Annotated in this window: 19 protein-coding genes; 15 read left to right on the top strand and 4 right to left on the bottom strand. The window is 72.8% G+C overall.

The genetic code is table 11. From position 1 onward, the window contains the following. Nucleotides 1–17 precede the first annotated feature (17 nt). From ACZ45E_RS28610 to ACZ45E_RS28585, 6 genes are all read left to right on the top strand, one after another. A complete protein-coding gene (locus ACZ45E_RS28610; RefSeq protein ID WP_468225780.1) occupies nucleotides 18–1097 on the top strand; it encodes an LLM class flavin-dependent oxidoreductase in 1080 nt (359 codons plus the stop codon). Then, a complete protein-coding gene (locus ACZ45E_RS28605) occupies nucleotides 1094–2407 on the top strand; it encodes an LLM class flavin-dependent oxidoreductase (protein WP_468225778.1) in 1314 nt (437 codons plus the stop codon). The genes ACZ45E_RS28610 and ACZ45E_RS28605 overlap by 4 nt, the downstream gene beginning before the upstream one ends. Continuing rightward, a complete protein-coding gene (locus tag ACZ45E_RS28600; protein WP_468225776.1) occupies nucleotides 2404–3186 on the top strand; it encodes a DUF1684 domain-containing protein in 783 nt (260 codons plus the stop codon). The genes ACZ45E_RS28605 and ACZ45E_RS28600 overlap by 4 nt, the downstream gene beginning before the upstream one ends. Before the next feature lie 251 nt (nucleotides 3187–3437). Then, nucleotides 3438–4340 (top strand): S1 family peptidase, encoded by a 903-nt coding sequence (locus ACZ45E_RS28595; protein WP_468225773.1) that lies wholly within the window; start codon nucleotides 3438–3440, stop codon nucleotides 4338–4340. 184 nt (nucleotides 4341–4524) lie between these two features. Further along, nucleotides 4525–5427, top strand: a complete 903-nt coding sequence (locus tag ACZ45E_RS28590; RefSeq protein WP_468225770.1) for a slipin family protein — start codon at nucleotides 4525–4527, stop codon at nucleotides 5425–5427. A 279-nt stretch (nucleotides 5428–5706) separates the two neighbouring features. Next, nucleotides 5707–6789, top strand: coding sequence for a S1 family peptidase (locus tag ACZ45E_RS28585; protein WP_468225767.1), 1083 nt, complete (start codon nucleotides 5707–5709; stop codon nucleotides 6787–6789). An 84-nt stretch (nucleotides 6790–6873) separates the two neighbouring features. Here the strand turns inward: ACZ45E_RS28585 and ACZ45E_RS28580 are convergent, their stop codons facing one another. Beyond that, nucleotides 6874–7938 carry a DUF3533 domain-containing protein gene (locus ACZ45E_RS28580; protein WP_468225765.1) on the bottom strand — a complete coding sequence of 355 codons (1065 nt, stop codon included), beginning with the start codon at nucleotides 7936–7938 and terminating at the stop codon, nucleotides 6874–6876. A gap of 137 nt (nucleotides 7939–8075) precedes the next feature. On the opposite strand from ACZ45E_RS28580, the gene ACZ45E_RS28575 reads away from it, so the two are divergent. From ACZ45E_RS28575 to ACZ45E_RS28560, 4 genes are all read left to right on the top strand, one after another. Next, the gene (locus ACZ45E_RS28575) at nucleotides 8076–11537 is read left to right on the top strand and encodes a DNA polymerase III subunit alpha (protein ID WP_468225763.1); all 3462 of its coding nucleotides are present in this window, start codon (nucleotides 8076–8078) and stop codon (nucleotides 11535–11537) included. A gap of 7 nt (nucleotides 11538–11544) precedes the next feature. Then, nucleotides 11545–12540: a DNA polymerase Y family protein gene (locus tag ACZ45E_RS28570; RefSeq protein ID WP_468225761.1), complete on the top strand. Its 996-nt coding sequence runs from the start codon at nucleotides 11545–11547 to the stop codon at nucleotides 12538–12540. Beyond that, nucleotides 12537–12731, top strand: coding sequence for a hypothetical protein (locus ACZ45E_RS28565; protein WP_468225758.1), 195 nt, complete (start codon nucleotides 12537–12539; stop codon nucleotides 12729–12731). The genes ACZ45E_RS28570 and ACZ45E_RS28565 overlap by 4 nt, the downstream gene beginning before the upstream one ends. Before the next feature lie 139 nt (nucleotides 12732–12870). Then, entirely contained in the window at nucleotides 12871–13734 is an 864-nt protein-coding gene (locus ACZ45E_RS28560; RefSeq protein WP_468225931.1) for an esterase/lipase family protein, read from the top strand. A gap of 79 nt (nucleotides 13735–13813) precedes the next feature. Here ACZ45E_RS28560 and ACZ45E_RS28555 read toward each other — a convergent pair whose 3' ends face one another. Beyond that, nucleotides 13814–14851 (bottom strand): lytic polysaccharide monooxygenase auxiliary activity family 9 protein, encoded by a 1038-nt coding sequence (locus ACZ45E_RS28555; RefSeq protein ID WP_468225755.1) that lies wholly within the window; start codon nucleotides 14849–14851, stop codon nucleotides 13814–13816. A gap of 216 nt (nucleotides 14852–15067) precedes the next feature. Then, nucleotides 15068–15757 carry a response regulator gene (locus ACZ45E_RS28550; RefSeq protein WP_468225753.1) on the bottom strand — a complete coding sequence of 230 codons (690 nt, stop codon included), beginning with the start codon at nucleotides 15755–15757 and terminating at the stop codon, nucleotides 15068–15070. 138 nt (nucleotides 15758–15895) lie between these two features. Between ACZ45E_RS28550 and ACZ45E_RS28545 the strand changes: the two genes are divergently transcribed. The 4 genes from ACZ45E_RS28545 to ACZ45E_RS28530 are packed head-to-tail and all read left to right on the top strand — an operon-like array spanning nucleotide 15896 to nucleotide 19380. Then, nucleotides 15896–16879 (top strand): Bug family tripartite tricarboxylate transporter substrate binding protein, encoded by a 984-nt coding sequence (locus ACZ45E_RS28545; RefSeq protein ID WP_468225751.1) that lies wholly within the window; start codon nucleotides 15896–15898, stop codon nucleotides 16877–16879. Beyond that, nucleotides 16876–17406 (top strand): tripartite tricarboxylate transporter TctB family protein, encoded by a 531-nt coding sequence (locus ACZ45E_RS28540; RefSeq protein ID WP_468225749.1) that lies wholly within the window; start codon nucleotides 16876–16878, stop codon nucleotides 17404–17406. The genes ACZ45E_RS28545 and ACZ45E_RS28540 overlap by 4 nt, the downstream gene beginning before the upstream one ends. Before the next feature lie 4 nt (nucleotides 17407–17410). After that, the gene (locus ACZ45E_RS28535) at nucleotides 17411–18919 is read left to right on the top strand and encodes a tripartite tricarboxylate transporter permease (RefSeq protein ID WP_468225747.1); all 1509 of its coding nucleotides are present in this window, start codon (nucleotides 17411–17413) and stop codon (nucleotides 18917–18919) included. Continuing rightward, nucleotides 18916–19380 carry a GNAT family N-acetyltransferase gene (locus ACZ45E_RS28530; RefSeq protein WP_468225744.1) on the top strand — a complete coding sequence of 155 codons (465 nt, stop codon included), beginning with the start codon at nucleotides 18916–18918 and terminating at the stop codon, nucleotides 19378–19380. Before ACZ45E_RS28535 ends, ACZ45E_RS28530 begins: the two co-directional genes overlap by 4 nt. A gap of 8 nt (nucleotides 19381–19388) precedes the next feature. On the opposite strand, the gene ACZ45E_RS28525 is transcribed toward ACZ45E_RS28530, so the two are convergent. Continuing rightward, nucleotides 19389–19526: a hypothetical protein gene (locus ACZ45E_RS28525; RefSeq protein WP_468225742.1), complete on the bottom strand. Its 138-nt coding sequence runs from the start codon at nucleotides 19524–19526 to the stop codon at nucleotides 19389–19391. A gap of 107 nt (nucleotides 19527–19633) precedes the next feature. Here ACZ45E_RS28525 and ACZ45E_RS28520 point away from each other — a divergent pair, with 107 nt between their 5' ends. Continuing rightward, nucleotides 19634–20236 carry a class I SAM-dependent methyltransferase gene (locus ACZ45E_RS28520; RefSeq protein WP_468225739.1) on the top strand — a complete coding sequence of 201 codons (603 nt, stop codon included), beginning with the start codon at nucleotides 19634–19636 and terminating at the stop codon, nucleotides 20234–20236. The last annotated feature ends 33 nt before the right edge of the window (nucleotides 20237–20269 follow it).

The raw sequence follows: 20269 nt of genomic DNA, 5'->3' as shown, positions 1-20269 counted from the left end.
CGAAAGGTTCACCACTCATGACCAGCCCACCGGGCCGGGGCCTGCTGCACCTCGCCGCGGCCCTCGACCTGCCCGGCACCTACGACGCGGAGCCCTACCTCCGGCTCGCCCGGCTCGCCGAGCACGGCGCCCTCGACTTCGTCACGCTCCACGACAGCTTCGCCGCGGCGGGCCCGGACAGCCTCTCGGTGCTCTCCAGGATCGCCCCGCGCACCTCGCGCGTCGGACTCGTGCCGACCGTCACCACCACCCACACCGAGCCCTTCCACGTGCAGGCCGCCGTCGCCACCCTGGACTGGGTGAGCCACGGCCGGGCCGGCTGGCGGCCCGACGTCTCGCCCGGCGACGACGAGGCACGGCTCTTCGGGCGCAGGGAGGCCGCCGCCCCCACCGACCTGTGGCACGAGGCCGGTGAAGTCGTCGACGTGGCACGGCGGTTGTGGGACAGCTGGGAGGACGGCGCCGAGATCAGGGACACCGCCACCGGACGGTTCGTCGACCGCGACAAGCTGCACCACGTCGACTTCGAAGGGCGTACGTTCTCCGTGCGCGGCCCCTCCATCGTGCCGCGCCCGCCCCAGGGCAACCCCGTCGTCGTGGTCGACGCCACCCAGCCGTACGCGTACGACGTCGCGGCCCGGCACGCCGACGTCGCCCTCGTCGGCAGCGCTGAGCCCGCCCAACTCAGCGCCGTCCGGGCCGGGTTGCGTCGCCGCGCCGCCGAGCACGGACGTGACCCCGGGGCCCTGCGCGTCCTCGCCGCACTCCGGATCGACCTGGGCTCCGGTGAACGCGCCGCCCGGCCGGGCCACGGCGGCGGCCCCCTGCCCACCGAGGACGGGCCCCTGTACCGGGGCGGCCCCGTCGACCTCGCCGACCTCATCACCGACTGGCACCGGGCGGGCGCCGCCGACGGCTTCCACCTGACGCCGCTCGACCCACGCCGCGACCTGGAGCGCCTGGTCAACGGGACCGTGCCGCTCCTCCAGCACCGCGCCCTGTTCCGCACCTTCTACCCGGGCAGCACCCTCAGGGAGCACCTGGGCCTGGCCCGGCCCGCCAACCGGTACGCAGCCCTCGCGGGGGACCCGTCATGACACCGACCAGGCCCGTACGCAAGCAGATCCACCTCGCCGCCCACTTCCCGGGCGTCAACAACACCACCGTCTGGGCGGATCCCCGGTCGAGATCCCAGATCGACTTCACCTCCTTCGAGCACCTCGCCCGCACCGCGGAGCGCGGCCTGTTCGACTTCTTCTTCCTCGCGGAGGGGCTGCGGCTGCGCGAGCACAAGGGCCGCGTCCACGACCTGGACGTGGTCGGCCGGCCCGAGTCCCTCACCGTCCTGAACGCGCTCGCCGCCGTCACCGACCGGCTCGGCCTCGCCGCCACCGTCAACGCCACCTTCAACGAGCCGTACGAGACCGCCCGCCGGTTCGCCACCCTCGACCACCTCAGCGACGGCCGCGCCGCCTGGAACGTGGTCACCTCCTCCGACGCCTTCACCGGCGAGAACTTCCGCCGCGGCGGCTACCTCGACCGGGCCGACCGCTACACCCGGGCCGCCGAATTCGTGGCCGTAGCACGGGAGTTGTGGGACGCGGGCACCGAGCGGCCGTTCCGCCACCACGGGCAGCACTTCACGGTCGAGGGGGAGTTCACCGTCCCGCGCCCGCCCCAGGGCCACCCCGTCGTCATCCAGGCGGGCGACTCCGACGAGGGCCGCGAGTTCGCCGCGTCCACCGCCGACGTCATCTTCACCCGGCACGGCACCCTGGAGGCCGGCCAGGTCTTCTACGCCGACGTGAAGGCGCGGCTCGCCGTATACGGGCGCGAGGCCGACGACCTGAAGATCATGCCCGGGGTGACGGTCGTGCTCGGCGACACCGCCGCCGAGGCGCAGGAGAAGGCCGCCGAGATCCGCCGGCAGCAGGTCTCCCCGCAGAACGCGATCCTCGCGCTGGAGCAGGTCTGGGGCGTCGACCTGTCCTCGTACGATCCGGACGGGCCGCTGCCCGACATCGACCCGGTCGTCGGCTCGGGGCTCTCCCAGGGGCGTACGCACCGCGGCGACGTGTTCGACCTCGCCGGGAAATGGCGCGCGCTCTCCCACGCCAAGGGGCTCTCCATCCGGCAGACCGTGATCGAGACGAGCGGCCGGCAGTCGTTCATCGGGACACCCGACGCGGTGGCCGCCGAACTCGACGCGTTCGTGCGGGGCGACGCCGCCGACGGATTCATCCTCGTACCGCATCTGACGCCCGGCGGGCTCGACGAGTTCGTCGACCGGGTCGTGCCGCTGCTCCAGGAGCGGGGCGCGTTCCGTACGGGGTACGAGGGCTCCACGCTCCGCTCCCATCTGGGGCTGCGCACCCCCGCGCCGCTCCGCGAAAGGACCGCCGTATGACCAGCACCGACGCCGCCGACCTGTGGAAGCAGTGGCACGAGGAGCGGATCGCCGCCGTCCTCGCGCCGTACGGGCCGCTCGCGCTCACCGGTACGCACTGGCTCGACGGCCATCCGGAGGGCCGACTTCCGGCCATCCCCGGCCTGTGGCACGCGGACGGTGACGCGATCGTCCTCACCGCGCGCGCCGCCGAGGGGCTCACCGTGGACGGGCAGCCGGTCGACGGGGAGACCCGGATCGTCGCCGACGCCACCGTGACGCTCGGCGAGCGGCGACTCGTCGCCGTCGTGCGCGAAGGGCTGTGGGCACTGCGGGACTTCGACCCGGCCGCACCCGCCCGCACGGCCTTCCGCGGCATCGACACCAGCCCCTACGACCCGCGCTGGTCGGTCGAGGGCCGCTTCACGCCGTACGGGGCCGCGCGCGAGATCCGTGTCGAGAACGCCGACGGCAAGGAGCGCGGACTCGGCCTCGCCGGGGAACTGTCCTTCACGCTCGACGGGTGGGAACACACGCTGCTGGTGGCGCGGCAGGGGGACGGCGGGCTGTGGGCCGTGTTCGCCGACGCCACCAGCGGGAGCGGCTCGTTCCGGTTCCGCTTCCTGTATCCGCGGGCACCCGACGAGCAGGGCAGGACGCTCGTCGACCTCAACCGCGCGGTGCTGCCCAACTGTGCCTTCGCCGACCACTTCATCTGCCCCTTCCCGCCCCCGGGCAACACCCTCTCCGTCGGCGTCGAGGCGGGGGAGCGGAACCTGACGGCCGCCCGGACCGTCTGACAGAGCGAGCCGAGCCCCGGCGGCGTACGGGACGTACGAGGGAAGCCGTCGGGGCATGCCGTCGTGCATGCGGAGAACCGGTGGAAGTCCGAAAGGCGCCCTTGTGCCGAGCAGTTGACTCCCCGAATACTCCCGAACAGCGCTTGTCAGGGGCACGGCGTGTTCGGAATCCGGGCACCCGACCCCCTGGCTGCGCCTCACGGGCCCCGACCCCACGCGGGCCCCCGACTTCCCCTCGGGAGGAACGAGCAGTGAGGATCAAGCGCACCACCCCTCGCAGTGGCACGGCAAGACGGACCCGGCTGATCGCCGCGGGTACCGGCTTCCTCGCCGCGGCCGCCTTCGCCGTACCCTCGGCGCACGCGGCCGAAGCACCCCAGGCCTTCAGCGCCGCCGAACTCACGCAGACCAGTGACGCGGTGCGCGGCGCCGACATCGCCGGTACGGCGTGGGCCGTCGACGCCAAGACCAAGCAGGTCGTCGTGACCGTGGACAGCACGGTCTCACAGGCCGAGATCGCCCGGATCAAGAAGGAGGCCGGCGCCACCGCGGGAGCGCTCAAGATCGAGCACACGGCCGGCACCTTCAAGAAGCTGATCTCCGGTGGCGACGCCATCTATGCGAGTAGCTGGCGCTGCTCGCTCGGCTTCAACGTCCAGAACAGCAGCGGCGCGTACTACGCCGTGACGGCCGGCCACTGCACCGACGGCGCGGGCACCTGGTGGACCAACTCCGGGCACACCACGGTCCTGGGCTCCACCGCCGGGTCCAGCTTCCCGGGCAACGACTACGGTCTCATCCGCTACACCGGTTCGGTGACCCCCTCCGGCACCGTCGGCAGCCAGGACATCACGCGTGCGGCCACGCCGTCCGTGGGCACCACGGTCACCCGGCGCGGCTCCACCACCGGTATCCACAGCGGCCGGGTCACCGCGCTGAACGCCACCGTCAACTACGGCGGCGGCGACGTCGTCTCCGGCCTCATCCAGACCACGGTCTGCGCGGAGCCCGGCGACTCCGGCGGTCCGCTGTACGGCGGCACCACCGCCTACGGTCTGACCTCCGGCGGCAGCGGCAACTGCTCCTCCGGCGGCACCACGTTCTTCCAGCCGGTCACCGAGGCGCTCAGCGCGTACGGGGTGCACGTCTTCTGACCCCCGCGCCCGTGCTTCCTCGACGGCGTTCTTGAACCGCAGCCAGCAGTGGGAGCCCCCGTCCGGCCGATCCGGCCCGGCGGGGGCTTCTCCTTGTCACGCGGCTCTCCCGCTGCGCCCCCGGCGGGGTTACCGTCGAGACAGAGGTCTGTCGTGCCCACTTCGGACCCTGGGGGGCCGTGAGATGGTCGAGGAACTGGTGGCGGCCGCAGCGGCCGCCGTCTGCGCCGGAGCGGTGTACGGGATGTCGGCGGCGCGCGTCGTCAAACAGTACGAGCGCGGGGTGGTCTTCCGCCTCGGAAAGCTCAAGTCGTCCGTGCGCGGGCCCGGGTTCACGATGATCGTGCCGTTCGTGGACAAGCTTCGCAAGGTCAACATGCAGATCGTGACGATGCCCGTGCCCGCGCAGGACGGCATCACGCGGGACAACGTGACGGTGCGGGTGGACGCCGTCATCTACTTCAAGGTCGTCGACGCCGCCGAGGCCGTGGTGCAGGTGGAGGACTACCGCTTCGCCGTCTCGCAGATGGCGCAGACCTCGCTGCGCTCCATCATCGGCAAGAGCGACCTCGACGATCTGCTCTCCAACCGCGAGAAGCTCAACCAGGGCCTTGAGTTGATGATCGACAGCCCGGCCATCGGGTGGGGCGTGCAGATCGACCGCGTCGAGATCAAGGACGTGTCGCTGCCCGAGACCATGAAGCGCTCGATGTCCCGGCAGGCCGAGGCGGAGCGGGAGCGGCGCGCCCGGATCATCAACGCCGACGCGGAGTTGCAGGCGTCGAAGAAGCTCGCCGAGGCGGCGGAGCAGATGTCGGAGCAGCCCGCCGCGCTCCAACTCCGGCTGCTCCAGACCGTGGTGGCGGTCGCAGCCGAGAAGAACTCGACGCTGGTGCTGCCGTTCCCGGTGGAGTTGCTGAGATTCCTGGAGCGGGCGACCCCCGGTGACGCGGGGCGCGCCACGCAGGCCGCCGTCCAGCACGTGACGGAGCTGGGACCGAAGGCGGCGAAGGAGTCCCGTCCCGAGAACGGGCGCGACGGAAGCGACGGACTCGACGGGAGCGACAGACACCACGGGAGCGAGTGACGCACCCGTAAGGATCGCGCCGCACCGGCGATTTCAGGCCAGGGCCGGGCCTCACCCTCCGCCCACCGGCCCGTGCACAGGGTGTTTGCGATGGGGACCGACGTGCGAGGGGCCGGGGCGCGCGAAGGGTCGGCGCCGCGCGGCGGTTGCCGTACGCGCGTCCTGAAGTCGACCTTGTGTGCTCCCTGTGACCCTCGGGATAGTGGGCGCGTCTACCTCACGAACCCGGCCCACCCCCACATCGGGCCTGTTCGTCGACCCCCCACAGGAGGCGCTGAGTTGAAGCACCGACGCATACCCAAGCGGCGCGTCGCCGTGGCCGGAGCGGGAATCGCCGCCCTGGCCGCCGCGGGCATCACCTTCCAGACTGCGAACGCCAGCACCGACACGCCGGACAACGCGCCCCGGACACTCTCCGTCGCGAAGGCCGGAAATATCGCCTCGACCCTGACGAAGGACCTCGGCGCGGACGCGGCGGGCAGCTACTACGACGCCGGGGCCAGGCACCTCGTCGTCAACGTGCTGAACCAGGACGCCGCGCAGGCCGTGCGGGCGGCCGGCGCCCAGGCCAGAGTGGTGGAGAACTCCCTCGCCGCGCTCAAGAGCGCCCGTACGACGCTGAAGAGCGACGCCACCATCCCGGGCACCTCCTGGGCCACCGACCCCGCCACCAACAAGGTCGTCGTCACCGCCGACCGCACGGTGAAGGGCGCGGCCTGGGAGAAACTGGACAAGGTCGTCGACGGACTCGGGAACAAGGCCGAACTCAAGCGCACCCAGGGGGAGTTCAAGCCCTTCGTCGCGGGCGGCGACGCCATCTCCGGAGGCGGCGGCCGGTGCTCCCTCGGCTTCAACGTGGTCAAGGGCGGCCAGCCGTACTTCATCACGGCCGGTCACTGCACCGAGGCGATCTCCACCTGGTCCGACTCCAGCGGGCAGCAGATCGGCACGAACGAGCAGTCCAGCTTCCCGGACAACGACTTCGGCCTCGTGAAGTACACCGCGGACGTGCCGCACCCCAGTGAGGTGAACCTCTACAACGGCTCCGCGCAGCAGATCACCAAGGCCGGTGACGCGACCGTCGGCCAGCAGGTGACCCGCTCCGGCTCCACCACCCAGGTCCACGACGGCACGGTGACCGGCCTGGACGCCACCGTGAACTACGGCAACGGGGACATCGTCAACGGTCTCATCCAGACCGACGTCTGCGCCGAGCCGGGCGACAGCGGCGGTTCCCTCTTCTCCGGCGACACGGCGATCGGCCTCACCTCGGGCGGCAGCGGCGACTGCACGTCGGGCGGCGAGACGTTCTTCCAGCCGGTGACGGAGGCGCTGTCCACCTTCGGCGCGCAGATCGGCTGACCACCCGCACCAGCACCGGACCCCGCCCCCGCGACAGCGGTGACGGGGTCCTCCCGTGGTCCGGGACGGAGCGGCCGGGCAGGCTCAGGAGGCCACTCCGACGTGTGTCGAGCCGCCCTCCGCCGCCCCGGGGCGGTGGGCGCCGCCGCGCCTGCGCTCGCGCAGGACCGCCACCAGCAGCGTCACCACGACGCCGACCACCGCCCACGCCGACAGGACCAGCAGTGACCGCGTGATGTCGTTGCCCTCGAAGTACGCGATGGAGCGCGCCGCCCAGGTGCCCGCGCCGGGCGGCAGCCAGGGCCCGATCGCCCGCCAGAACGGCGGCAGCATCGGCAGCGGGAACGCGCCGCCCGCGCTCGGGTTGCCCGCGACGACGATCAGCAGCACGGCCAGGCCGATGCCGACGATGCCGGTCAGCTCCTCCAGGGCGAGCGTGATCGCGCCGACCGCGAAGGTGACCAGCGCGCCGAGCCCGGCCAGGCCCCAGAAGGAGCCGGGCAGCGCGCCGAGGATCGAGTCGCCGATGATGAGCGAGCCGCCGATGCCGCCGACGATCGCCACGAGCGCCATGGCGGCGAGCCGGATCGCCGCGCGCTGCGGGCTCGTGGGCCGGGAACCGGCGCTGATCGACATGATCGAGGCGCACAGATAGCCGCCGACGCACCAGCCGACGACAAGGTAGAAGGCGGAGAGCCCGTCGAAGTCGTGGGTGGAGGCGGGCGCCACGTCGAGGGTCCGCACCTTCCGCTGCTCGGCGCCGTCGACCTTGGTGGCGAGCGTCTCCAGCGTGCTGGCCAGCACGGTCCCGCCGCCGGACGCGACGAGCAGGGTGTCGGTGCTGCCCCGCGGGTCGATGACGAGGGCGCCGTCGATCTTCCTGTCCATGATCTGCCGCCGCGCGGTCCGCTCGTCGGTGACCACTCGCGGGTCCAGTGGTGAACCCGGCAGTTTCGCCAGCTGCCGCTCGGTCTGCTGCGCGGCCGCGGGCGCGGGGGCGACAACGCCGAACGGCACGTCCTTCGGTTTCGGATCGTGCAGCGCGCCCACGTAGGAGGCGATGAACAGCAGCTGGAGGGCGAGTACGCCGATGACCAGCAGCGCGGCGCGTGGGGTGACGGCGTTCTTGAACTCATCGGCGAACCTCATCCCCCCACGCTCCGACGGGGCCTCTCGTCCCGCAGGCGGGGTGGGCCGAACGAGTGCCCCGCGATCACTCTCGTACACGCGTTCGAAAGTTGGTCTATGGTGGAGGTGGGGGAGGTGAGATCCGATCGGCTCGAGGTGTGCTGGAGGTGCGTGCGGTGGACTTCACGCATCTGCACACCGTGTCCGGGTACTCCGTGCGCTACGGCGCCTCCCACCCGGAGCGGCTGGCCGAGCGCGCCGCCGAGCGGGGCATGGACGCCGTGGCCCTCACCGACCGGGACACCGTCGCCGGCGCCGTCCGGTTCGCCAAGGCGTGCGCGAAGCACGGGGTGCGTCCGCTGTTCGGCGCCGAGCTGGCGGTGGGCACCCCGGTGCGCGGCGCCCGGCGCAGGCCGCCCGTGCGCGGCGGCGCCTTCATCGACGAGTCGACACCCCGGGCCACCTTCCTCGCCCGGGACGGCGCCCGCGGCTGGGCCGAGCTGTGCCGCATGATCACCGCCGCGCACGCCGACGGCGCCCAGGACCCCCGGCTGCCCTGGGAGGAGAACCACGGCGACGGCCTCACCGTGCTGCTCGGGCCCGCCTCCGACGTGGGCCGCGCGCTCGCCGCGGGGCGCCCCGACAAGGCGGCCACGCTGCTCGCCCCCTGGCGCGAGATCTACGGCGACGCCCTGCGCCTCGAAGCCGTCCATCACGGGAGGAAGGGGACCGGGCCCGGCTCGCTGCGCCTCGCCGCCCGCACCGTCGGCTTCGCCGCCGAGCAGGGGGTGCGCCCCGTCCTCAGCAACGACGTCCGGTACGCGGATCCGGGCGCGGGCCCCGTCGCCGACGTCCTGGACGCCGCGCGCCGCCTCGTGCCGGTCGACCCGGCCAAGGGGCTCGACAGCGGTGAGCGGTGGCTGAAGGGCGCCGACGCCATGCTGCGCGAGGCCGAGCGGATCGTGGAGGCGGCCGGCTTCCAGCGGGGCACCGCGTACCGGCTGCTCGAACAGACCCGGGACACGGCCGCCGCCTGCCTCGTCGACCCCGAGGACGATCTCGGCATCGGCTCCGTACGCTTCCCCGAACCGCACCTCGTGGGCGCCGGGCGGCGCACCGCGCAGCGCGTCCTCGCCTCGCGCGCGACGGCCGGCATGGTCCGCCTCGGCCACGCCGGCGACCGTGACTACTGGGAGCGGCTCCACCGCGAGCTGGACATCATCGCGCACCACGACTTCGCCACCTACTTCCTGACGGTCGCTCAAGTCGTGGACAACGTACGGGGCATGGGCATCCGGGTCGCGGCGCGCGGTTCGGGCGCCGGGGCGCTGGTCAACTACCTGCTCGGCATCGCCAACGCCGACCCCGTCGAGCACGGGCTGCTCATGGAGCGCTTCCTGTCCAAGCGGCGCTACGTCCTGCCCGACATCGACATCGACGTGGAGTCCGCGCGCCGCCTGGAGGTCTACCGCGCGATCCTCGGCCGGTTCGGCGCCGAGCGCGTCACCACCGTCGCGATGCCGGAGACGTACCGGGTGCGGCACGCGATCCGGGACGTCGGCGCGGCCCTGTCCATGGACCCCGCCGACATCGACCGGATCGCCAAGGCGTTCCCGCACGTCCGGGCGCGCGACGCCCGCACGGCCATGGCGGAGCTGCCCGAACTCAAGGAGATCGCCGGGGAGTTCGGCGCCAAGGACCGGCTGTGGGAGCTGGTCGAGGCGCTCGACGCACTGCCCCGCGGCGTCGCCATGCACCCGTGCGGGGTGCTGCTCTCCGACGCCTCCCTGCTCGCCCGTACGCCGGTGGTGCCGACCAGCGGCGAGGGGCTGCCCATGTCCCAGTTCGACAAGGAGGACGTGGAGGATCTCGGGCTGCTCAAGCTGGACGTGCTCGGGGTGCGGATGCAGTCCGCGCTGGCGCACGCCACCGGGGAGATCGAGCGGGCCACCGGCGCCCGCGTGGACCTCGACGCGCTGGAGCACGACGACCCGGCGACGTACCGGCTCATCCAGTCCACCGAGACCCTGGGGTGCTTCCAGATCGAGTCGCCGGGCCAGCGGGACCTGGTGGGCCGGTTGCAGCCCGCCACCTTCCACGATCTGGTCGTGGACATCTCCCTGTTCCGCCCCGGGCCGGTCGCCGCCGACATGGTGCGGCCCTTCATCGAGGCGCGGCACGGCCGGGCGCCCGTCCGCTACCCGCACCCGGACCTGGCCGACGCGCTCAAGGAGACGTACGGCGTCGTCGTCTTCCACGAGCAGGTCATCAAGATCATCGACACCATGACCGGCTGCGGGCGCGACGAGGCGGACCGGGCGCGGCGCGGTCTGTCCGACCCCGAGTCGCAGGGGCGGGTCCGGTTCTGGTTCGCGCAGGCCGCGGCGGCGCGCGGCTACGACGCCGACTCCATCGCGCGGACCTGGGAGATCGTGGAGGCGTTCGGTTCGTACGGGTTCTGCAAGGCGCACGCCGTGGCCTTCGCCGTCCCCACGTACCAGTCGGCGTGGCTGAAGGCCCACCATCCGGCGGCGTTCTACGCGGGGCTGCTCACGCACGACCCCGGGATGTACCCGAAACGGCTGCTGCTCGCCGACGCGCGGCGGCGGGGGGTGCCGGTGCTGCCGCTGGACGTGAACCGGTCCGCGGTCGCTCACCGTATCGAACTGGTGTCTGATACGGAGGGCTCCGGGCGCGGCGGCGAGAAGTGGGGGGTCCGCCTCGCACTCGCCGACGTGTACGGCATCAGCGAGGCGGAGGCCGCCCGGATCGAGGAGGGGCAGCCGTACGCCTCGCTGCTCGACTTCTGGGAACGGGCCCGGCCGAGCCGGCCGCTCGCCACCCGGCTCGCCCAGGTCGGCGCGCTCGACGCGTTCGGCGCCAACCGCCGTGACCTGCAACTGCACCTGACGGAACTTCAGCGCTCCGGGCGGGGCGCGAGCGGCGAGCAGCTGCCCCTGACCGGGGGGCGGCGCACGGCCCCGGCCGGGCTGCCCGACCTCGGCGACGCGGAACGGATCAGCGCCGAGCTGGGCGTGCTCGGGATGGACGCCTCCCGGCATCTCATGGGCGACTACGAGCAGTTCCTGCGGGAGCTGGGGGTCGTGTCGGCGCGGCGGCTGCGGGACGCGGAGCACGGCCGGACCGTGCTGGTGGCCGGGGCCAAGGCGGCCACCCAGACCCCGCCGATCCGGTCCGGGAAGCGGGTCGTCTTCACCACCCTCGACGACGGTACGGGCCTGGCCGACCTCGCGTTCTTCGACGACGCGCACGCCGCGTGCGCGCACACCGTCTTCCATTCGTGGCTGCTGCTGGTGCGCGGCACGGTGCAGCGGCGCGGGCCGCGCAGTCTGAGCGTGGTGGGTGAAGCGGCCTGGAACCTGGCGGAGTTGACGGAGGTGTACCGGGAGAAGGGGCTCGACGAGGTGGCGCGGCGGATGGCCGAGCCGGCGCCCGGCGCGGACGGTGCGCAGGACGGCGCCCCGGACGGGTCCGGCCGGCGGATCAAGCTGGCCAACGGGTTCGAGATGAACCCGTGGTCCGACCTGAAGCCGGCCGGTGACGGGGTGCCGGGCAACCGGCGCAGGCTGTGGCACCGGAGCCAGGGAAGCGCGGGGTGAGCGGGGGATGAGCGTGCCGGAACACGGCCGTGACGAGCCGGCCGGGGTGTTGTGCGTGCGGTTCCTGCTGCGGCCCGCGGACGAGGCGGCCCTGCCCCGACTGCTGTCCTTGCTCGGCGGGTTCAGCCCGGCCGTCGAGGCGCTGCCGCCCGACTCCGCACTGGTCGACCTGCGCGGCGCCGTACGGTACTTCGGGTGGGACGCGCGGCAGATCGCGTCCGTCATCCGGGTGCGGGCCGTCGCCCTGCACGGCGTGGAGTGCGTGATCGGCGCCGGGCCCGGGCCGATGACCGCGCGGATGGCGGCGCGCGAAGCCGGTGTCGGGGTGACCGAAGTGGTCAGGGGCGTGACCGGGTTCCTCGCCGGGCAGCCCGTCGGCGCGCTCCCCGGCGTCGGCGCCGCCACCGCGCGGACCCTGTGCGAGTACGGGCTCGACACGGTCGGCCGGCTCGCCGCCGCACCGCTGTCCACGCTGCAACGCCTCACCACGGCGCGGCTCGGACGGGACCTGCACGACAAGGCGCACGGCATCGACCGTACCCGGGTCACCCCGAACGCCGCCGCCCGCTCCCTCGCCGCCGAACGCGGCTTCGTCCGCGACGAGTTGGACCCGTACCGGCATCGGCGCGCCCTGCTCGCCGCGGCCGACGAGGTGGGCGCCCGGATGCGGGACGAGGGGCAGGTGTGCCGCTCGCTGACCCTGACGGTGCGCTACGCCGACCGGTCGTCGACCGTACGCGGCCGGGTGCTCGCCGAGCCGACCGCGCACTCCGTCGCCCTGGCCGCGGCCGCGTACCGGATGTACGAGGCGCTGGGGCTCCAGCGGGCCCGGGTGCGGGGGATCTCCTTGCGGGCGGAGGGGCTCGGGCCCGCCGGCGCGGCGTCCCGGCAGTTGACCTTCGACCCGGTGGACGAGCGGGCCCGGGTCCTGGAGGCGGTGGCCGACCGGGCCAGGGCCAAATTCGGGCCCGGGGCGATCGTGCCGGCCTCGCTGGCGGCGTGAGGCGCCCAGGTGTTGGCCGCCGGGTTCTCCGCGCCGAGGGCCGCGGGTGGGCCCGCACCCGGGCCGCGGAGGAGGCCGCGGCCGACGCGGTGCGGCCCTGGGCGCGGCGGCTGGGGGAGCGCGGGGCCCATGCGCTGTTCGAGCAGCTGGCGGCCACAGCGCCCAACGGGCCCGGCAAGCCCGTCTGGTGACAGGGCGTCAGGGGGCGTTCCCGCAACCCCGTCGGGAAGTTTTTGCCGACGCGTAACTTCACGTCTGCACTACTCGCGCGTAACTTGACGTGCGCACGGCAAGCACCTGCAACTCCCTTGAGCCGCAAGGAGATTCATGATGCTGCCCGGAAACAGATGGCGGCGGGCCATGCGCGCCCTCGCCGTCGTCGCCACCCTCTTCGCCGCCACCGCGGCCCCCGCCGCCGTCGCCCACGCGGCGCCCGCCGCCACGCACAGCGGCTGGAACGACTACACCTGCAAGCCGTCGGCCACGCACCCGCGACCCGTCGTCCTCGTCCACGGCACGTTCGGCAACTCCGTCGACAACTGGCTCGTCCTCGCGCCCTACCTGGTCAAGCGCGGTTACTGCGTCTTCTCCCTGGACTACGGCCAACTGCCGGGCGTGCCCTTCTTCAACGGGCTCGGGCCGATCGCGAAGTCCGCCGAGCAGCTGGACACCTTCGTCGACAAGGTGCGCGGCGCCACCGGCGTCACGAAGGTCGACCTCGTCGGCCACTCGCAGGGCGGCATGATGCCGCGCTACTACCTGAAGTTCCTCGGCGGCGCCGCCGAGGTGAACGCGCTCGTCGGCATCGCCCCCGACAACCACGGGACGACCCTCAGCGGGCTGACGAAGCTGCTGCCCTACTTCCCGGGCATCGAACCGCTGTTGACGCTCGCCACGCCGTCCCTCGCCGACCAGATCGCCGGATCGGACTTCGTCAGGAAACTCAACGCGGGCGGCGACACCGTGCCCGGCGTCCAGTACACCGTCATCGCCACCAGGTACGACGAGGTCGTCACCCCCTACCGGACCCAGTTCCTCGACGGACCCGGCGTGCGCAACGTCGTGGTGCAGGACCTGTGCCCGGTCGACCTCTCCGAGCACGTGACGATCGGCACCGTCGACCTCGTCGCGTACCACGAGGTCGCCAACGCCCTGGACCCCGCGCACGCCGAGCCCACCCACTGCGTCAACTGACGCGCGTACGCGAGCAGTTGACAGCCGCCGCCGTCCGTGGCGCGGACAGGCGGCGGCCGTCGCTCCCGAGGGCGACGGGTCAGCGGCTGTGCCGGCCGCCCGTCACCGCGCGGCGGCGCACCGAGGCGAACAGGCCCGCCGCGCCGACCGCCAGAGCGGCCGCACCCCCCATCGCGAGGTACGGGGTGGTGGAGTCACCGCCGGTCTCCGCGAGATTCTCCGAGCCGCCCTGCGCGGCGAGCCGCTCCTGCGCACCGCCGCTCGTGCCGGAGCCGTCCGAGCCGTCCGAGCCGCCCTGCGACCCGTCGCCCGCCACCGGGGACGCCGACTCGTGCGTCTCGTGCGACCCGTGCGTCACCGTGGAGTCGTCCCCCATGTCCATGCCGCTGTGGTCGACCGTCGACTTGTCGGCGTCCTGCGCGATCTGCTCGTCGGAGGGCGCGGACGCCGCCGGGGCCGCGGAAGCGCTCGTGGAGCCGCCGCCATACGTCACGTCCGAGCAGGAGTAGAACGCCTCCGGGCTGTCCGAACGCTGCCAGACGCCGTAGATCAGCTGACGGCCCGTGCGCTCGGGCAGCGAGCCGGAGAAGGTGTAGTAGCCGCCCTCGGCCGTCGGGTCCGTCTTCGTCGCGACCGGGTGCGCCAGGTCCAGGTCCGACCAGGCCAGCGGCTTCGACGCGTCGTAGCCCTGCTTCGTCGGATACAGGGTGAAGGTGCCCTTGTGCTGCGCGGTCACCTTGTACTTGAAGGTGTACGAGCCCGCCGAGACCTTCGTCGCCGGCCAGTCGGCGCGGGCCAGGTCCATGCCCTTGAACTCCTCGGAGTTCGCCGAGCACAGCTTGCCGTCCGGGATGCGTTCCTGGGACTTGCCGCCGGCCGCGCCGTCCCGGATGCCGTTCCAGTCGTACAGGGCCTGCGGGCCACCCGCGGCGACCGCCGCCTTGCACGCCGCCGACGTGGGGTTCTCGGCGCCCTCGGCGTAGCAGGCCGCGACCCGGCTGACCGGGTCGCCGAGCGTGCCGTGCGCGGCCGCGGGCGTGGCCGACAGGGCGGTCAGGGCGAGCGGGACGACGCCGGTGGCGGCGAGGGCGGCGACCGTGCGGCGGCGTGCGGGCATGGGGGTACTCCTTGATCGGTGGCACAGGGGGCCCAGGCGCCGTTCGCTGCGGTGAACGGCCCCCGGTGACAGCGAAGTTAGCCCGGGAAACCGTGCGGGAGAGCCCGTCGGGCCCACCCGAGTGGATCTTTATGGCGTGCTTAAGGCCGGGCTCAGACTGTGCTCAGGCTGGGCCCCGCACCGGGCCCGGACCAGCCCTGACCGGCCCCGACCGGCTCACGCGGTCCACCGGTACCGGCGCTCCGGCCGCCCCGTGCCCCCATAGCGCAGCGACACCCGGGCCCGCCCCGTCCCCGCGAAGAACTCCAGGTACCGGCGCGCGCTCACCCGCGACAAGGAGCCCGCCTCCCGCGCGCACTCCGTCGCCGACAACCCCTCCGGATGGGCCCGCAAGGTGCGCTCCACCAGATCCGCCGTGTGCGCGGCGAGGCCCTTCGGCAGCTCCCGCGAGCCCGGCGGCCGCGCCCCGAAGATCTGGTCGACGTCCTCCTGCCGCGCCTCGTCGAGCCCGTCGAGCCGGGCCCGCACCGCCGCCACGTGCCGCAACTGCTCCCGCAGCGCCGCCTGGTTGAACGGCTTGATCAGGTAATGCAGGGCGCCGGCCCGCAGCGCCGCCCGTACGATCTCCGCGTCCCGCGCCGCCGTGATGAACAGCGCGTCCACCGGCGCCCGCGAGGGGTCCCGCTCCTCCGCCGCCCGCAACTCCCGCAGCACGTCGATGCCGTCCATGTCGGGCAGGTACACATCGAGGAGCACCAGATCGGGACGTACCGCCTCGGCGGCGCGCAACGCCTCGGCGCCGCTGTGCGCCACCCCGGCCACCACGAAACCGTCCAGCGCGGACACATACCGGCTGTGCAGCTTGGCGACCATGAAGTCGTCGTCCACGACCAGCACTTTTGTCACTGGCGCAGGGTAGGTGCGCGACCACAAGGACCACAACGTTTCTTAAGCGCGCAAGAGAGACAGTCTGTCGACGCGTGGGCAACATGTGGGCCACCTCACAACCCCGTGACCCCCGTAATCCGACAGGTGGTGGCACCCGTGCGCCTGCGCACACCCCTCGCCCTGCTCGGCGCCGCAGCTCTCGTCCTGGTGGGGCCGCCGCTGCTCACCCCGGACGGTGGCGCCGACACCGGCACCCAGATCCCCGGCCTGCGCCTGATGGTCCCCAACACGCCCGGCGGCGGCTACGACATCACCGCACGCACCGCCGCGAAGAACGCCGAGGACGCCGGGCTCACCCACAACATCGAGGTGTTCAACCTGCCGGGCGCCGGTGGCACCGTCGGTCTCACCCGGCTCGTCGGCGAACACGGCAACGGCAAGCTCGCCATGTCCATGGGGCTCGGCGTCGTCGGCGCGGCCCGCTCCAACCACGCCCCCAAGACCCTCGCCGACACCACCCCCATCGCCCGCCTCACCGAGGAGGCGGACGTCGTCGTGGTCGCCAAGAACTCCCCGTACAAGGACATCGGGCAACTCGTCGACGCCTGGAAGAAGAACCCCGGCAAACTGCCCGTCGGCGGCGGCTCGTCACCCGGCGGCCCCGACCACCTCGCGCCGATGCTCATGGCGCGGGCCGCCGGAATCGCGCCCAAGAAGGTCAACTACATCCCCTTCGACGGCGGCGGTGAACTCCTCGCCTCCATCCTCGGCAGCAAGGTCGCCTTCGGCGTCTCCGGCGTCGGCGAGTACCTCGACCAGATCAAGAGCGGTGAACTGCGCCTCCTCGCCGTCACGGGACCCGACCGTGTCCCCGGCCTCGACGGCCCCACGCTCAGGGAATCCGGCTACGACGTCGACTTCACCAACTGGCGCGGCATCGTCGCCCCGCCCGGCCTCTCCGACGCGGAGCGCACCAAACTCACCGCGCTGATACGGAAGTTGCACGCCTCCGACGCATGGAAGCAGTCCCTGAGGAAGAACGGCTGGGACGACGCGTTCCTCGTCGGCGACGACTTCGGGACGTTCCTCGCCGCCCAGGACAAGAACGTCGTGTCCGTACTGAAGGAGCTGGGCCTGTGACCACCACCGACACCCCCGCGGCCGAGGCACCCCGGCGCTCCTGGCTGCGCGACCACTCCGAACTCGGCGTCTGCGTCCTGCTCCTGGCGCTCGGCGCCCTCGTCCTCACCGACGCCCTCACCATGGACGTCGACCTCACCCAGCGCGGCCCCGTCGGCCCCAGGACCGTCCCGCTCGCCGTCGGCGCCGGACTCCTCGTCGTCGCCGTCCTCCTCGCCGTCGACGTCCTGCGCGGCGGCCGCGGCGAGGCCGAGGGAGGCGAGGACATCGACCTCTCCGAACCCGCCGACTGGCGCACCGTCCTCCTCCTCGCCGGGGTCTTCCTCGCCACCGCCGTCCTCATCGAACCGCTCGGCTTCCCCGTCGCGGGCGCCCTCCTCTTCTGGGGCGCCGCCTACGCACTCGGCAGCCGCCACCTCCAGCGGGACCCGCTGATCGCCGCCGGTCTCTCCCTCCTCACCTACGCCGTCTTCAACAACCTGCTCGGCGTCCCCCTGCCGGGCGGCCCCCTGATGGGAGCGGTGTGACGCCATGAACGCCCTCAACTCCCTCATGGACGGCTTCGGTACCGCCCTCACCCCCGTCAACCTGCTCTGGGCCGCCCTCGGTGTCCTCCTCGGCACCGCCATCGGCGTCCTGCCCGGCATCGGCCCCGCCATGGCCGTCGCCCTGCTCCTGCCGGTGACGTACGGACTCGAACCCACCGGCGCGTTCATCATGTTCGCGGGCATCTACTACGGCGCCATGTTCGGCGGCTCCACGACCTCCATCCTGCTCAACACCCCAGGAGAGAGCGCCGCCGTCGTCGCCGCCATGGAGGGCAACCCGATGGCCAAGGCCGGCCGCGGGGCGCAGGCCCTGGCCGCGGCCGCCATCGGGCACTTCGCCGGCGGCATGATCGGCACGATCCTGCTCGTCGCGCTCGCCCCGAAGGTCGCCTCGCTCGCCGTCGACATCGGCGCCCCCGACTACTTCGCGATCATGGTCCTCGCGTTCATCGCCGTGACCTCCGTCCTCGGCTCCTCACGCATCCGCGGCCTCGCCTCGCTCCTCATCGGGCTCACCATCGGCCTGGTCGGCCTGGACCAGATGACCGGCCAGCAACGGCTCACCTTCGGCTCGTTGCAGCTCGCCGACGGCGTCGACGTCGTCATCGTCGCGGTCGGCCTCTTCGCCATCGGCGAGGCCCTGTGGGTCGCCGCGCACCTGCGCCGCACCAGCGCGGAGGCCATCCCCGTCGGCCGCCCCTGGCTCGGCAAGGAGGACCTGCGCCGCACCTGGAAGTCCTGGCTGCGCGGCCCGCTCATCGGTTTCCCCTTCGGCGCGATCCCCGCCGGCGGCGCCGAGATCCCGACCTTCCTCTCCTACGTCACCGAAAAACGCCTCTCCCGGCACAAGGACGAGTGGGGCAAGGGCGCCATCGAGGGCGTCGCGGGCCCCGAGTCCGCCTCCTCCGCGTCCGCCGCCGGCACCCTCGTCTCCATGCTGACCCTCGGCCTGCCCACGACAGCGGTCGCCGCGGTCATGCTCGCCGCGTTCCAGCAGTACGGCATCCAGCCGGGCCCGCTCCTCTTCGAACGCGAGCCCGACCTGGTCTGGGGCCTCATCGCGTCCCTCTTCGTCGGCATGGTGCTGCTCCTCGCCCTGAACCTGCCGCTGGCCCCGCTCTGGGCGAAACTGCTCCGCATCCCGCGCCCCTACCTCTACGCGGGCATCCTCTTCTTCGCCGCGGTCGGCGCGTACGCGGTCGGCGGCGAGTCCCTGGACCTCGTCATCCTGCTCGTCATCGGCCTCATCGGCTTCGGCATGCGCCGCTACGGACTGCCCGTCCTGCCCGCCGTCATCAGCGTCATCCTCGGCCCGAACGCCGAACAACAGCTGCGCCGCGCCCTGCAGATCAGCGACGGCAGCGTCAGCGGCCTCGTCGACACGCCCTTCTCCGTGACCGTGTACGCACTCGTCCTGCTCATCGTGGCCTGGCCGCTGGTGCGCAAGCTGGTGGTGCGAGGGAGGGGCCGTGGCGTAGACAGGACGGCATGAGCAGCGAACCTCTCGCGATCCGCCGCGCCACCGCCGCCGACGTACCGGCCGTCGAGGCCGTCACCGACGCGGCGTACCGCCCCTACATCGCCCGCATCGGCGTCGTGCCGCAGCCCATGGAGGCCGACCACGCGGCGAACGTGGCGGCGGGCCGGGTGTACATCACGGGAAACCCGGAGGTGATCGGCCTGGTCGTCGTCGAGGCGCGCCCCGGCCACCTCTTCCTCGACAGCATCGCGGTCCACCCCGACGCCCACGGGCGGGGCGTGGGCCGCGGCCTGCTCGGCTTCGTCGACGAGCATGCGCGCGACATCGGACTGCGCGAAGTGAGGCTCTACACCAACGCGTTGATGTGGGAGAACCAGAAGATCTATCCGCGGTACGGGTACGAGGTCCTGGAGCGCAGGACCGACGGGCCCTACGACCGCATCCACTACCGCAAGCGTCTCACCGGCAGGTGAGCGGCCGCCTACTCGTCGGGCCACCACGTCTTGCGCACGTCCTTGCGCACTTCGGGGCGCTCGCGCACCGTCTCCGCCGCCTCTTCCCGCAACCGGCGCGTGATGGTGCTCGCCCCGGTGGGTTTGTGCATGGTCACTCGGCGCATCGTGCCTCCTGTACCTACACGGTTTCCACGTGATGCCGTTGTAGACCTGTTCCCGGAGGCTTGCTCATCGAAGCGCAATTGTCAGTGGCGGTTGTCACGATGTGGGGATGACGTACTCACCGAGCAGGCTGGAATGGGACGCGGCGGCAGCCGATTTCGACGACGAACCCGACCACGGCCTGCGGGACCCCGACGTCCGCGCCGCCTGGGCGGAGCGGCTCGGGGAGTGGCTGCCCGAGCACCCCGGCGACCTCCTCGACCTCGGCTGCGGCACCGGATCCCTCTCGCTCCTCGCGGCCGAGCGGGGCCACCGCGTGACCGGTGTCGACTTCGCTCCGGGCATGGTCGAGCGGGCCCGCCGGAAGGCGGCCGGGTACGGCGCCGCGTTCCTGATCGGCGACGCGGCGGCGCCGCCGGTGCCCGCGGGCTCGTACGACGTGGTGCTCGCCCGGCATGTGCTGTGGGCACTGCCCGACCCGGCGGCCGCCCTGCTGACCTGGGCCTCCCTGCTGCGGCCCCGGGGGCGGCTGGTGCTGGTGGAGGGCGTGTGGGGAGAGGTGAGCCCGGCCGGGATCCCGGCGGCCCGGGTGGTCGAGCTGCTGACCGGACCGGCCGCCGACGTACGGCACGAGGAGCTGTCCTCGGACGCGCGGCTGTGGGGCAAAGAGGTACGGGACGAGCGGTACGTGGTGGTCGCCACGCGCCACTGACCAGCACCCGAGCCGCCCGGCTCGCTACCGAAG

Source organism: Streptomyces sp. NPDC030991, from assembly GCF_055571235.1.
Note: the sequence above shows the minus strand (reverse complement) of the source record. Positions and strands in the feature narration are given on the sequence as shown.

Bases quoted from the DNA above. Each gene is read 5' to 3' on its own strand.
- ACZ45E_RS28610 (WP_468225780.1), top strand. From the start codon at position 18: ATGACCAGCCCACCGGGCCGGGGCCTGCTGCACCTCGCCGCGGCCCTC.
- ACZ45E_RS28605 (WP_468225778.1), top strand. From the start codon at position 1,094: ATGACACCGACCAGGCCCGTACGCAAGCAGATCCACCTCGCCGCCCAC.
- ACZ45E_RS28600 (WP_468225776.1), top strand. From the start codon at position 2,404: ATGACCAGCACCGACGCCGCCGACCTGTGGAAGCAGTGGCACGAGGAG.
- ACZ45E_RS28590 (WP_468225770.1), top strand. From the start codon at position 4,525: ATGGTCGAGGAACTGGTGGCGGCCGCAGCGGCCGCCGTCTGCGCCGGA.
- ACZ45E_RS28580 (WP_468225765.1), bottom strand. From the start codon at position 7,938: ATGAGGTTCGCCGATGAGTTCAAGAACGCCGTCACCCCACGCGCCGCG.
- ACZ45E_RS28570 (WP_468225761.1), top strand. From the start codon at position 11,545: ATGAGCGTGCCGGAACACGGCCGTGACGAGCCGGCCGGGGTGTTGTGC.
- ACZ45E_RS28560 (WP_468225931.1), top strand. From the start codon at position 12,871: ATGCTGCCCGGAAACAGATGGCGGCGGGCCATGCGCGCCCTCGCCGTC.
- ACZ45E_RS28555 (WP_468225755.1), bottom strand. From the start codon at position 14,851: ATGCCCGCACGCCGCCGCACGGTCGCCGCCCTCGCCGCCACCGGCGTC.
- ACZ45E_RS28535 (WP_468225747.1), top strand. From the start codon at position 17,411: ATGAACGCCCTCAACTCCCTCATGGACGGCTTCGGTACCGCCCTCACC.
- ACZ45E_RS28530 (WP_468225744.1), top strand. From the start codon at position 18,916: ATGAGCAGCGAACCTCTCGCGATCCGCCGCGCCACCGCCGCCGACGTA.
- ACZ45E_RS28525 (WP_468225742.1), bottom strand. From the start codon at position 19,526: ATGCGCCGAGTGACCATGCACAAACCCACCGGGGCGAGCACCATCACG.
- ACZ45E_RS28520 (WP_468225739.1), top strand. From the start codon at position 19,634: ATGACGTACTCACCGAGCAGGCTGGAATGGGACGCGGCGGCAGCCGAT.